This is a genomic window from Collinsella sp. AM44-11 (assembly GCF_003467145.1).
Lineage (GTDB): Bacteria > Actinomycetota > Coriobacteriia > Coriobacteriales > Coriobacteriaceae > Collinsella.
On record NZ_QSFE01000010.1, the window covers coordinates 1 to 13043 of the forward strand.

General features: G+C 59.9%; 11 protein-coding genes. 1 reads left to right on the forward strand and 10 read right to left on the reverse strand.

Translation table 11 applies throughout. The features are described from left to right. Window positions 1-84: 84 nt before the first annotated feature. The 10 genes from DW943_RS07305 to DW943_RS07350 form a co-directional block, all read right to left on the reverse strand. Window positions 85-552, reverse strand: a complete 468-nt coding sequence (locus DW943_RS07305; RefSeq protein WP_117584170.1) for a YfcE family phosphodiesterase — start codon at window positions 550-552, stop codon at window positions 85-87. 97 nt (window positions 553-649) lie between these two features. Further along, complete coding sequence (locus DW943_RS07310) at window positions 650-1366, reverse strand: LytTR family DNA-binding domain-containing protein (RefSeq protein WP_006235156.1); 717 nt, start codon at window positions 1364-1366, stop codon at window positions 650-652. A gap of 72 nt (window positions 1367-1438) precedes the next feature. Beyond that, a complete protein-coding gene (locus DW943_RS07315; RefSeq protein ID WP_117862634.1) occupies window positions 1439-2782 on the reverse strand; it encodes a histidine kinase in 1344 nt (447 codons plus the stop codon). Continuing rightward, window positions 2779-3966: a glycosyltransferase gene (locus tag DW943_RS07320; RefSeq protein WP_117743936.1), complete on the reverse strand. Its 1188-nt coding sequence runs from the start codon at window positions 3964-3966 to the stop codon at window positions 2779-2781. Before DW943_RS07320 ends, DW943_RS07315 begins: the two co-directional genes overlap by 4 nt. A 171-nt stretch (window positions 3967-4137) precedes the next feature. Next, window positions 4138-5397 (reverse strand): MFS transporter, encoded by a 1260-nt coding sequence (locus tag DW943_RS07325; RefSeq protein WP_117803912.1) that lies wholly within the window; start codon window positions 5395-5397, stop codon window positions 4138-4140. 101 nt (window positions 5398-5498) lie between these two features. Next, complete coding sequence (locus DW943_RS07330; protein ID WP_117862635.1) at window positions 5499-6443, reverse strand: zinc dependent phospholipase C family protein; 945 nt, start codon at window positions 6441-6443, stop codon at window positions 5499-5501. A gap of 92 nt (window positions 6444-6535) precedes the next feature. Continuing rightward, window positions 6536-7270, reverse strand: coding sequence for a LytTR family DNA-binding domain-containing protein (locus DW943_RS07335; protein ID WP_117716143.1), 735 nt, complete (start codon window positions 7268-7270; stop codon window positions 6536-6538). Between the two features lie 39 nt (window positions 7271-7309). After that, window positions 7310-8695 carry a sensor histidine kinase gene (locus DW943_RS07340; protein WP_233543622.1) on the reverse strand — a complete coding sequence of 462 codons (1386 nt, stop codon included), beginning with the start codon at window positions 8693-8695 and terminating at the stop codon, window positions 7310-7312. 117 nt (window positions 8696-8812) lie between these two features. After that, window positions 8813-10090 (reverse strand): amidohydrolase family protein, encoded by a 1278-nt coding sequence (locus DW943_RS07345; RefSeq protein WP_117862637.1) that lies wholly within the window; start codon window positions 10088-10090, stop codon window positions 8813-8815. 131 nt (window positions 10091-10221) lie between these two features. After that, window positions 10222-11673: an APC family permease gene (locus DW943_RS07350; protein WP_117735418.1), complete on the reverse strand. Its 1452-nt coding sequence runs from the start codon at window positions 11671-11673 to the stop codon at window positions 10222-10224. 355 nt (window positions 11674-12028) lie between these two features. Between DW943_RS07350 and DW943_RS10695 the strand changes: the two genes are divergently transcribed. Beyond that, a complete protein-coding gene (locus tag DW943_RS10695) occupies window positions 12029-13030 on the forward strand; it encodes a C39 family peptidase (protein ID WP_233543623.1) in 1002 nt (333 codons plus the stop codon). Window positions 13031-13043: the final 13 nt, after the last annotated feature.

Sequence of the window (13043 nt, forward strand, 5' to 3'; positions counted from 1 at the left end):
TTGGTCTGATGGTTCTTGTTGGACTTCGACCTTTGGCTCAAAGAAAACGGGAGATGCGTTGTGCATCCCCCGTTTTTGTTGCGGTTAGTCCAAGTCAATAAACTTGGTGCTTAGGATCTTGCCGTCTTTAACGAGCATTCTGGCCATGGTGGGGCCTCGGGTGCCTCTGGGGTAGCTGGCGCTGCCCGGGTTGAGGACTAGGCAGCGGCCCACTTGGGCTTCTTTGGTTACGTGGGTGTGGCCGTTGATGGCTACGTCTACGGATCCCACCGGAAGGTCTTCGCGGTAATGGGCTACGGCGAATTTGAGGCCTTCGTAGGTAAAGAGCGCAAGACGGTCTACATCGGGACCGTAGTCGCGGTAGTAATCGTTGTTGCCCAAGACGGCCCGCACGGGGGCGATGGTGCATAGGTGCTCGTAGTCCATCTCTGACGTGAGGTCGCCGGCGTGGATGATCAGATCTGCGCCCTCAAGCTCATCCAAGAGCGCAGGCGATAAATAGCCGTGGGTGTCCGAGATGATGTCGATACGCTTGGCGCTTGCACTGTTCATGGGATCCCTTCCGCAAAAAAACGATTCGGCAGATACATACAAAAAAGGCCCCACGGCCCCGCAGACGATGGGTCTACAGGGCTGCGGGGCCAGTGTGCTAGAGACTCAAGGCCTTCTTGAGCGGCACGACGCGGCGGCGCGAAACCGGCACGCGTTCGTCGACGCCCGTAATGCCCAGCTGGATGGCGCCCGAGGGCACCGTCTCAACGTCCGTGACGCACGCTAGGTTGACGATATAGCGGCGGTGAACACGGAAGAAGCCAAAGTCGCAGAGCTTGGCCTCAAACTGCGCCAGCGAGGTCGTCGACAAAAAGCGATCATCGACGGTATAGATGCAGGAGTAATCGTCCTTTGCCATGATAAAGCGGATGTCATCCACGGGAATGAGCACCTTGCGGCCGCCCTTTTCCACCGGGATACGCTCGATGGTCACTTTGCTGTCCGTAACCGGCTTGGCGCGTTGCATGACCTTCTCGATCGCGCGATCCAAGCGAGCTTCCTCGACAGGCTTCATCAGATAATCGACGGCATCGACGTCGAATGCCTCGACCGCATGGTCGCTATACGCAGTCACAAACACGATCGCCGGCGGATTTTTGAGCTTATGCAGCGCCTCGGCAAGTTGCAGGCCCGAGGCACCGGGCATCGAGATATCGAGAAACACGACATCCACGCGACTTTCCATAAGCATCTCGATGGCGGAGCGGACGCTCGACGCCTCCGTGATCGTGCCGATCTTGCCCGTTTGCTCGAGCAAGAAGCGAAGCTCCGAGCGAGCCGGCGCCTCATCATCCACAATCATCGCACGCAGCATAGGGATAAAACCTTTCGTCAACTAACTACGCCGGGCATCCGTCGCACGACGTTGAGCCCGTAGCCTTTTATTTTACTCTTGAATGTCAAAGATGCTCTCTGACAAATCAAGATGAAGAAGCACTTTGGTGCCCTTGCCCGGCGCCGATTCGACACGCGTATAAGAGTGCGGCCCAAAAAAGCGATGGATGCGCTCCGAAATATTGTGCATGGCCACACCGGCGCCGCCACCCTGGGGAGAGCTGGCGTCGGGACGGGCAGAGCGCTCGTCAAACAGTCTGGCGGCGGTACCCTCATCCATGCCCACGCCATTATCGGCCACGGCAATCAAGATTGCATCCTCGCCGTCTTGGTGAACGGTCACGTCGATCCTCAGGGCGTCGTCATCGCCCATACCATGACGCACAGCGTTCTCGACAATCGGCTGGATCACGAACGCCGGCACCAGCGTATCTTCCACATCCTCGGACACATCGAACGTCGCAAGCACGCGGTCCTCGCCAAAGCGGGCCTTCTCAAAGGTAAGGTAGCGCTTGGTCTGTGCGACCTCGCGCGAGACCGGAATAAGCGATCCCGAGTTGTCGAGCGTGGCGCGATAGAACGATGAGAACTCACGAAGCAGTTCGCGAGCCCGCAGCGGGTCGGTGCGCGTAAACGATGCAATGGTGTTCAGCGTGTTGAACAGGAAGTGCGGGTTAATCTGCGCCTGCAGCGCACGCACCTCGGCGCGCGCTGTGAGTTCCTTTTGCACCTCGAGCTCGTGGATGGCGAGCTGCGTGGACAAGATCTCGGCAAAGCCCGAGGCAAGCGCGTACTGGGTACGGTCGACGGCGCGCGGGGTCTTGTAGTAGAACTTGAGCGTGCCGACGGTACGATCGCCCACCTTGATGGGGGCGATAATGCCGGCGGGGACTTGGTTGTGCGAGCCGTCCGAGCCCACGACATCCACCATACGGTTGAACGATTGCACGATGCCATGTTCGATAACGTAGCGTGTGGCAAGCGTGTGGATGGGAGAATCTGGCAGTAGTTTTTCCTCAAACTCGCCCGCGCAGGCAAGCACGTTGTCCTCGTCGGTGATGGCCACCGTCATGGCGCGTGTCTCGGGCAAAATGCGCTGACACACCAAACGCGCCGACTCCTGCGTCAGACCGCCCTTAATGTCCTCGAGCATGGCCGAGGCCACCGAGAGCGTCTCCTCGGTGTACTGGGAGCGCACCGAATCGGGATTGAGCGTCAAAAAGATAAAGATGCACAGAAAGATGCACAGCAGCGCGCAGGCAATCACCGTGGCAATCGGCTCGATACCGGTCGCCAAGGCAAAAATAAAGTACATCAGCACGCAAATGGCGCAGGCAACGGCAATGATGCGAAAGATTGATGATGAACTATCGCGCTGGGCGCGGCGGTCGATCATTCGGCCCCCTCCAGGATACTGATCAGTTGTGCGTCACGCCAAAGCCCGTCCATGATCTTGGGCCAAAAGCTCTGGAAACGCAGGTAGCTTGCAGCGTTTTGGCGCGCATAGGCCTTTGCCTCGTCGATACCATGGCGCCAGATGCGCAGGTAGCCTTCATGCTCGCGGGTAAACACGCTGCGGACCATAGCGGTCTTGCGCACGCGGTCGTCGAGCTCGCGCGAAATCCACGGGCCCGGGTAGGGCATGAGCGATGCCGCCGTAACGGGAATGAGCTCCTTTTGATGCGCGGCGAACGTCAACTTGGCCCGTTCGTAGTACCAACGGTATACATCCTGCATAAAGCGCGGTGAGCGCTTTTCGGACTCCGGAGGCAGATGGCGCACGGTCCACTCGTTATCGAACCACACGTCGTAGCCAAACATGCGCATGTTAAAGAGGTAATCCAAGTCCTCGCCGCGGGTGATAAACGGGTCAAAGGCCACACGCGTAAAGGCGCGGGCGTGCAGGGCCATCAGGCCGCCGCACACGTAGTTGGAGCGCGAGATGCGGGTACCCGAGAGCGCCTTTTTCATCCAACGGTTGAACTCGATGCGCTTGGTCCACCAACGATGGCAGATGCCCGCCTTGTCCGTGGGAGCCAACGGCGAGCCGTCGCGATCGTAGAAATAGCCGCTCTTGACCAAGATAGGCAAGCCCTGACGCGTCTGCTGCCCCAACGCATAGGTCGCGCGCTTCATAAAGTCGGCGTCGATGACAGTCTCATCGTCATCCAAAAAGATAACCGCGTCATGCCCCAGCACCGCAGCGCAGGCCAGCCCCATGTTGCGGATGGCACCGTAGCCTCGCAGGCTCACGCACTCGCCCGAACCCTTGGGCGCGATCTGAGCAACCCGGTCTGCGATGCGCGAGGCCTGGGTGTTGGTAACAACGGTGACCTTGAGCGTGGGATGCGCGTCGACAATCTCGTGCACGCGCAGCGACACATCGGCTGTGGCAGAAACGGGACAGACCACCAAAAGGATGATGCGCGGGATGTCGCGCACCTGCTCAAGCGAGGCCAGGCAGCGGTCGAGTTCGGGATTGTCGGCGTTGAGTCGTGTCGAATGGTCATAGGTGCCAGGGGCGTTTGCGCGAGCGTCATCGCCCGCCCAATACGTTGGAATCACGACCGTGGCGTTCATGCCTTACCCTCCCTGCAACACAAAAACGGGACGCCGCCAAACACAGGCGACGCCCCGCGACCTAGCTGACTCCATCATACCCACTTGGGCTAATCATTGTTCGAAAGTCAGAATGTTTATTGCGGATAACCCCAAAAGAGTATCGCGGCGGACGCAATTACCGGCCAGTTCCTATGCGGCCTGCTCTGCCGTCTGAGACATGCGGGACAGACGGACCAGCAGCACAAAGCCCACCACCAGCAGCACGCCGATAGACAGGACGCCCAGCGAGGGGTTGCCGGTCAGTGAGGTAACGACCGACACCAAGAAGGTGCCCATAACACTTGCATATCGGCCAAAGATATCAAAGAAGCCGTAGTACTCGTTGGACTTTTCCTTGGGAATAATGCGGCCGAAGTAGCTGCGGCTCAGCGCCTGCACGCCTCCTTGGAACAGGCCGACCAAAATGGCAAGCACCCAAAACTCAAAGGCGGTCTTTAGGAAGAACGCGGCGAACAGCACAATGCCCATATAGGCGGCGACGGCCACCAAGATCATATTGAGTGTGCCCACGCGACCGGCAAGCTTGCCGTAGATGATGGCGGACGGAAAGGCCACAAACTGCGTAACGAGCAGAGCCAGCACCAGTTGGGTCGAGTCGATGCCCAAAGCCGATCCATAGCTGGTTGCCATGGAAATGACCGTGTGCACGCCGTCGATGTAGAAGAAGAACGCGATCATGTAGACCAGCACGGTCTTGTTGTGGGCGATCTCGCGCATGGTGTGTCCGACCTCGGAGAACACGCCGCCCACGATGTGGCCGATGGTGTCCTCGGGACCACGCTCGCGACCGTACTTCTGCTTATAGGTGCGAATGAGCGGCAGGGTAAAGATGAGCCACCAGGCGCCGGTGATGACAAACGACAGACGCGTTGCCAGCATGGTGGGGATACCAAGAGCGGAACCACCCATGATAAGCGCCAGGCAGATGATGAACGGCACGGTGGAACCGATGTAGCCCCAGGCATAGCCCGAGCTGGACACGGCGTCCATGCGCTCGTCGGTGGTAATGTCGGGCAGCATGGCGTCGTAGAACGTCATAGAAGAGTTAAGGCCGATGGTGCACAGCACGTACACGGTCAAAAATGCCATGGCGGACATTGGGATAGCCTGCGCCAGGCAAAGAACCAGGCCCGTGAGGAAGAAGCCCAAGAAGAACTTGATCTTGTTGCCGGCGTAATCGGCAAGCGCGCCCAGAATGGGCATGAGCATGGCAATGACCAGCGAGGCAATCGTCTGCGCGTTGCCCCAAGCGACCACCAGGTCTGCCGAGGAAGCACCGGTATTGATGGCGTTAAAGTAGATGGGCACCACCGAGGTATTGAGCAGCACGAGGGCCGAGTTTCCCACATCGTACATGACCCAGTTACGCTCGAGCTTGGTGTATTTCATGGACAGGGACCCTTCGTATTCGCCCGATATGCAGTTAGTTCATCGTACCCCAATTGCACAGAGGCACCGGTAAGGATTCGGCAAAGAGACAGGAGCGGACCCTACTCCTCGCGGTCGAACTCCTCGTCGGTGCCGAGCACGCGACCGCTGTAGTTGACGTGACTGGTCACGGCCTCCATGTCACCGGTCTCGATAAAACGCGCGACCGTGCACTCGTAATCGACCAGCGCGCGATCAAAGACCTCGGGGAAACTCTCGTTCGAGACCTCATCGGTAAAGGGATTCTTCCATGTCAGATGGCCCAGGTTACCGGTGCGCTCGGGCAGCTCCGTCGTCACGCGATGGGCAAGGCCGTCGAGCAGCGAGTAGTCGTGCACCAACCCCTCAACCAGCGAGATCGCGCGCGTCTTTACGGAGCCGGCCGGCTCAATCGCACGGTAAAGTCGCTGCATATTGGCAACGGCAGCACCGTACTCCCCCGCCGGAATGTCAATGCCGTACACGCGTCCGGCAACATAGCTCATCAGCACGCCGGCCACGCGACTGATGCGATCGGTGGTGACGATCTCGCCCGCCGGCGGGTAATCGTCGACCGTAGCGCCATCGCGCTTAAGCTGCAGCATCAGTACATCCAGGTCGCTCTCGATCACGGCATGGACCTGACTGCTCGAATCCTCAAGCTCTGAATCGGACTCCACGATGCCAAACTGCTGCTCATAGACAAAGGGGTGGGCGTTGCGGTCGAGCACGTAATGAGACAGCAGACCCAGCGCAAAGGCGCGACCCAAGCTGGCGTCGCGCGGCAGCAGATGCGACACGCCGTCGCGCAGGCACGCGAACTGGCGAGACATGCGCGAGCGATGCATGACCTGCGCCAGCAGCGTACAGTCGGAAACACGCGGTGTCAGAATGTGAAAGAAAAACGGGTCGGGACCTTGGTTGCCCAAGATAAAGGCAATGCGCTCTTCATCGGACGTGATGACGCCCTGCGGAAGCCGGTCGATGCTTTCCTCGCCAAACAGATGATGGGTGATAAGCGCGGGCATAATGATCCTTTCGATTTCATTCGATGCCACCCATTATGCCCACCGCGCGCCCATGCCAAACCTGCGATGGTAAACGGCGGCACGCAAGCCTCTTACGCAAGCCCCAGGTGCGACTTGACCTCGGCGGCACGACGACGGGACACCGGCACCGTCGAGCTTACGCGGTCGAGCCTGAGCTCCATCAACCCCGTGGAGCCAATCTCAACATTGTGCACGTCTTCCAAATTGACCAGATAGCTGCGATGAACGCGAATAAAGCCCTCGGAGCCCAAGCGACGTTCGAGCGAAGAGATCGACTCATTGATCAGATATGTTCCCTCGGCGCAGACGGCGTTGCAAAAATCGGCACGCGCCTCAAAGTAGCAGACATCCGCCACGGGGATGAACACCTTTTTGCCCCCGCGATCCACCGTCAGGCGCAAGGGCTGGCGCGGAGCATGGACGACACGACGAACGCCCAGGGCGGCCTCGATCTTATCGAGCGCCTTTGACAGGCGGGCATCCTCGACCGGCTTGACGACGTAATCAATGGCATCGAGGTTATAGGCATCGGCCGCATACTCGGCAAATGCCGTCACAAACACCACGACCGGCGGCGTTTTTAGGTTCTGCAGCGTCTCGGCAAGCTCGATTCCCGAGCGGCCGGGCATCGTGATATCCAAAAACAGCACGTCGGGCTTGTTCGACAGAATCGACTCCACGGCCTCGGTGACATTGCCCGCCTCGGCAATCTGTCCCACACGTGCATCCTTTTCCAGCAGATAACGTAGCTCAGCCCTAATAGGAGGCTCGTCATCAACCACCAAGATGTTCCATCCCTCGGACATATGCGCTTCCCCTCTTTTTTCTCTCAATCCAACCGCGCGCTACGCCTTCATCGGCGCCGGCTCATGCGGATCGCCGTTCAGCTCGACGATGACCTGCGTTCCCACGCCCTCCTGGGACTTCACGCGCATGCCAGAATCTTCCCCGTAAAAGAAATGGATGCGCTGAAGCACGTTGAAGAGCGCCAGGCCGCAGCCTCGCTTGATGGAGCCGTCGGCGGTAATGCTCTCGGGCTCCTCTCGGCGATGCTGCTCAAACAGGTGCGCGCAGACTTCTTCGCTCATACCGATGCCGTCATCTTCGACGATGATCTCCAGACCGTCATCGGTCTCAAAAGCCCTAACACGAATAGAAAGCGGCTCGGTCTCGCGCTGCGCATGCTTGATGCAGTTTTCGAGCAGCGGCTGCAAGATAAACGGCGGCACCATGCTGTCGCGCACCTCAAAGTCGATATCGACCGAGACGCGCAGACGGCCGCCGCCATACCGGGCCTGCATAAGGTTGATGTAACGAGTGCCCTGTTCCACCTCGTGCTCGAGCGTTGTGAGGGTATCGGAATCGGACAGTGTCTGACGGTAGTAATTGGAAAAGTCGATGAGCAGCGACCTGGCCTTGTCCGGCTCGGTACGCACGAGCGACACGATGGTGCTGATGGTGTTAAACAGAAAATGAGGATCGACCTGCGATTGCAAGGCGCGCAGCTCCACGCGAGCTGTAAGCTCGTCCTGGCGCTCGAGCTCAAAGCTCGCAAGCTGCGTGGAAATGAGGTCGGCAAAGCCCGAGGCAAGCGCCGTCTGGCGCATATCGATGCTGCCCAGACGGGGATAATACAGCTCGAGCGTGCCCACGCAATGCCCGCGCACGGTGAGCGGTGCGACGATACCGGCGCGCAGGCGCGGAAAGTAGCCACCCGTCTCAGTCGAGGCATCGCGCGAAAATACGCTTTGCTCACCGCTGTTGATCACGTTGAGCGTAGTCCGCAGCACAACCGGAGTGCCCGCGGGGCATTTTGCCGAGTCCTCGCCCCAGCTCGCCAGCACCTGCTTGCCGTCGGTAAAGCAGATGGCCGAGGCAATGGTCTCGGAAAGGATGATTTTGGAAGCGCCCAGGGCCGCTTCGGGCGTAAGGCCTCGCGACGTATAGGCGAATATTTTCGATGCGATGGCGAGTGTGCGGTCGGTAGCGCTCGACGTGAGGTCGTCGGGAACGACAAAGACGTACGAGAAGAAGAAGCACAGCATGACCAAGCCGGCAATGACGACAACGCCCGGGACGGGGTTGGGATTATCGGTCAAATCCCAGATAAGCAACAGGATAAGCGCCGGAACGACAACACCGAGCAGGATGGCCTGGACCACATGCTGGGCCGTACGAAAGACCTTGGTAGAGTTGTAGCTCTTGCCCAGAATCAGCCTGTTTAAATCCACCGTCATCCCCTTTTATCTACCGCACCCATAGCAATAAAGAGGGCCGCAAGCGACCCTCTCCATTGCATTATGCAATCAAAAACTGTGTTTTACATCCAGCCATCGACAAACGGTATCTTAGGCGCTGTATTTGTTGGCCTCGCCAAAGGTGCCAGCCTCGACGATCCAGCCGTCCTTCATGATGACGTCCATGTTGTCGGTGTTGAGCACGTGAATGTCAGCGGCGACGTCACCGTTGACGACCAGCAGGTCGGCGCACTTGCCGGCCTCGATGGAACCGGTCTCGTCCTCGATGTGGCACATCTTGGCACCGTTGAGGGTGGCGCAGGTGATGGTCTCGACCGGGGTGAAGCCGATCTTGTCGACGAACTCGTACATCTCCTCGATGGAGCAGGTGCCGTACGGGGTGACGAAGGAGAAGGAGTCGGAGCCGATCGTCATGACGACGCCACGCTTCTTGGCCTCGCGCAGGCAGTCGTAGTTGCGCTGCAGCTCCTTCTCGACCAGGGTGCCCTCGTACTTGTCGTGCAGCTCGGGGACGTAGACGGGCGGATAGGTGGCGTACCAGGTGGGCAGGAAGGCGATCGTCGGGGTGAAGAAGGTACCCTGCTCGGCCATGAGGTCCATGGTGCGCTCATCGATATCGAAGCCGTGGATCAGCTGCTCGCAGCCAAAGCGGACGGAATCGTAGGCAGCGGCGTGGTTGTTGTAGCAGTGGCTCCACACGGGGATGCCGACCAACTTGGCCTCTTCGATCACGGCCTGGATCTCCTCGGAGCAGTAGTGCTGGTCGCGACCGGAGTCCCAGCGCCAGATGCCGCCACCGGTAGCCCAGATCTTGATGGCATCGGGGTTCTCGCGCAGGCGACGACGGACGGCCTTGCGCAGATCCCAAGGACCGTCGACCTGATCGCCCCAGGGATGCGATTCCTTGTTGAGCTCCTGGCTGCAGTGATGAGAATCACCGTGGCCGGCAACGCGGCAGAAGCCGAGGCCGGTTGCCAGAACGCGCGGGCCCTTGAAGACGCCCTTGTCGATGCAGTCGCGGATCTGGATACCAAAGCGGCCGATCTCGCAGACGGTGGTGAGACCGTGGGTGAGGCAGTCGTAGGCCTGCTTGACGGCGACGGCCTGCTTCTCGAGGAGCGGCTGCATGACCCAGTCGGTGTCATCGTCGGTCAGGTTGCCCGAGAAGTGCAGGTGGGTGTCGATCAGGCCGGGAAGGACGGTCTTGCCGGCGGCGTCGATAACCTCAACGCCCTCGGGAAGGTCCTGCATGACACCGGCGTACTCGATCTTGCCATTGTCGTCGACGAGAACGAGGGAGTTCTCGACCGGCTCGGCACCGGTACCGTCGATGAGCTTGCCGCCAACGATTGCGTACTTAGTGGACATGGTTCCTCCTTATGGATCCATATAGTGGGCGAGGCCGTGTTGGGTTAAGGCCTCACAAAGCTACCCAAGTGGTGCCGGGTTCGGTGCGCGGGAGAGAGGGCCCCGCGCACCCGATCCGCCCCGGCTAGGCGTTATTTTTTGCGGGAATTGGTGAAGGCCATGAGGGCCAGGCCAACAGCCAGCCAGCCGATCACGATGCTCCACTCCACCATGTTGAGGGAGGCGGGAGAGAACGGGATCACGAGCAGGCCAATGATGGTGCCGCAGGCAACGATAGCGAGGCTGATGCCAAACTTGCCACCGGGCACCTCGTAGGGACGAGGCAGGTCGGGCTCGGTGAAGCGCATGCGCAGGCAAGCGAGGGCGACCATGCCGCAGGAGAAGATGAAGGCGAGAGCCGACACGTTGGTCAGAGGGATGAGCATGTTCTTGCCCAGGAACGGACCGACGACGGTGATGACGCCCAGAACGACGCAGGCGAGCTTGGGAGCGCCGGACTTGGGATCGACCTCGGCGAACTTCTCGGGCAGCTGGCCCTTGCGGCCCATGGCGAGCATGATGCGGCTCGTGGCGCCGTAGAAGGAGTTCATCGGGCCCATGGGTCCAAGCGTGGCGATGACGAGCATGGCCAGGTACAGGAGCATGTTGATGCCCTTGAGGCAGGCAAGCGCGGGAACCGGGCTCTTAACAAACTCATGCCAGTCGAGGATGGTGCCGAACGAGTAGATGCAGACCATGTAGAAGCCGCCGGCGGCCAGCAGGGCCAGGGAGATGATCTTACCGAACTTGTTCCAGTTGAGGCCCTCGGCTGCTTCCTCAGCCTGCTGAGGAATGGTGTCGAAGCCGGCGTAGAAGAACGGGGTCAGAACCAGGACCGACACGATACCGGCGAACAGGCTGGTGCCCTCGGTAGCGGGCTTGCCGCCGCCAGCACCGGTGACCTGGGAGAACACGGGCATGGCGTTGTCCGGCGAACCGGTGAACAGCGAGACGCCCATGGCGAGCAGCATGCCGCAGAGCAGGGCCTTGGTCAGGAAGGCCTGCAGCTTGGCGGCCGAGCTGGCACCGCGGAAGTTGAGGAAGATGACGTAGGTTGCAAAGCCGAGCGCGATCAGCGTCGGGAACAGGTAAACGTCGGCGCCCAGGATGGTGTAGAGCTTGACGGCGCGCAGCCACTCAAGGCCTGGCAGGCTGCCGAACATCTCGGACACGAGGGTCGAGATGGCGATGGCCTCCCACGGGCACAGGATGCCGTTGCCCAGGGCCAGGAGCCAGCCGGTGATGTAGCTCATCGTACGGCCAAAGCTACGATCGACATACTCGACGATGCCGCCCGAAATGGGGATAGCAGCCGTGAGCTCACCGAAAACAGCTCCGACGGGCACGAGGAAGATTGCGCCCAAGAGGAATGCAATCATAGCGGGAACGGGACCGCCGCCCACGACCATCCAGTCGCCGACCTGCAGAACCCAACCGGTACCGATGATGGCACCGAAACCGATGGTGAAGAAGTTCCAGAGCGAAAGCGTTTTCTTCATGCCGCCGTTGTCCTCGACTGCAACTTCTGCGTTCTTGTCCGCCATTGTTCCCCTCCTTTCCTTTTTGACGCCCCCCGGCGTCACCCCTTGCGCGACCTGTCTGACCGCGCGCTTTTATTTCGTGGCTTTAAGATACGGCCTTGGCACAGCAGCGCCGTCCAAGGCTCGACCGAAGGCAGAACTGCAAAACGAGCGGCGCCGTTTTTGGGACGAACGGCGGGAGACGCCATTCGTCCTGAACGCTTTCATCTTGTCTGCTTTTGGATACCTGTTGCCGTGACCCGTGGTGCGCGGCGCGGCAACGTTCATACCATTTGTCAGGCTTTTGGCGCACATACCCATGTGTCGTGCATCTTTTTATGTAGGATAGACAAGTTACACACGAGGCAAGGTGATTCGAATGGCATACGGATACAATGACGGCGACCAACGGCCACAAAGCGTGTGCCTTGCCGGCCGCACCACGCCAACGCCCAGAAGCACCTCCGACAACGGCAACCAGCAGCGCCCCCAAGAGCAGCCCGGGGCTTCTTCTCGGCAACAAAGCCGTACCGTGCGGCAGCCAGACCGCGTGAGTACGAGCACACGCCAACGCCAGACCGACACATCGCAGCCGCGCCGCTACGATCGCCGTAAGACCGATTACCACGTTAAACGCTCCTTTTCGCGACCTCAACGCGATCGCGGCAATTCCGCCCCTCACCCCGCGTCGCATACTACAAGCCACGTGCTTCCGGCCCGCCGCCTACGCCTTGCGCTTTGCTCCATTGCCGCCTGCCTCGTCTTTGTGTTTTTGGGATCCTGTATCTCCCACGGATCAGCCGGTCTTGAGCCCACTGCCGAGGACAAGCTGCTTAAAGCTCCCGTCGCGCCCGGTTACTCCTTCGCGTTCTCGACCCCACGCTCGCAGTGGAGTGCCGGCACCATGCCCCACATCTACCAAATTGACCCCGCATGGTCGGAGCTGCCCTATGCCGGTGGCACTATTCGCGAAAACGCTTGCGGTCCCACTTGCCTCACCATGGTCTATATCTTTAAGACCGGCCACACCGATAAGACGCCGGTCGATATATGCGCACTGGCCGAAGCCGGCAACTACGCCCCCACTGGTGCCACCGAGTGGTCGTTTATGACAGGCGGTGCGTGGCAGCTGGGGCTCAACGGAACACAGCTCTATAACAATCGCGAATCGATTACCCAAGCACTTCGCTCGGGTGCGCCCGTCATCGCCGCAGTGCGCCCCGGCACGTTTACCAACGTAGGCCACTATATCGTGCTCTACGGCATCGACGATGCCAACCAGATTGGCGTCTACGACCCCAACTCGGCCAGCCGCAGCGCCCGCCGCTGGGGCGTCGTAGAGGTCCTCAACGAAGTCGAAGCCATGTGGGCCTACTACTAGTCATTGGGGACAG

Excerpts from the sequence above, each read along its gene's own strand:
- DW943_RS07350 (WP_117735418.1), bottom strand. The coding sequence starts at position 11,673 with ATGGCGGACAAGAACGCAGAAGTTGCAGTCGAGGACAACGGCGGCATG.
- DW943_RS07315 (WP_117862634.1), bottom strand. The coding sequence starts at position 2,782 with ATGATCGACCGCCGCGCCCAGCGCGATAGTTCATCATCAATCTTTCGC.
- DW943_RS07310 (WP_006235156.1), bottom strand. The coding sequence starts at position 1,366 with ATGCTGCGTGCGATGATTGTGGATGATGAGGCGCCGGCTCGCTCGGAG.
- DW943_RS07330 (WP_117862635.1), bottom strand. The coding sequence starts at position 6,443 with ATGCCCGCGCTTATCACCCATCATCTGTTTGGCGAGGAAAGCATCGAC.
- DW943_RS07325 (WP_117803912.1), bottom strand. The coding sequence starts at position 5,397 with ATGAAATACACCAAGCTCGAGCGTAACTGGGTCATGTACGATGTGGGA.
- DW943_RS07345 (WP_117862637.1), bottom strand. The coding sequence starts at position 10,090 with ATGTCCACTAAGTACGCAATCGTTGGCGGCAAGCTCATCGACGGTACC.
- DW943_RS10695 (WP_233543623.1), top strand. The coding sequence starts at position 12,029 with ATGGCATACGGATACAATGACGGCGACCAACGGCCACAAAGCGTGTGC.
- DW943_RS07335 (WP_117716143.1), bottom strand. The coding sequence starts at position 7,270 with ATGTCCGAGGGATGGAACATCTTGGTGGTTGATGACGAGCCTCCTATT.
- DW943_RS07305 (WP_117584170.1), bottom strand. The coding sequence starts at position 552 with ATGAACAGTGCAAGCGCCAAGCGTATCGACATCATCTCGGACACCCAC.
- DW943_RS07320 (WP_117743936.1), bottom strand. The coding sequence starts at position 3,966 with ATGAACGCCACGGTCGTGATTCCAACGTATTGGGCGGGCGATGACGCT.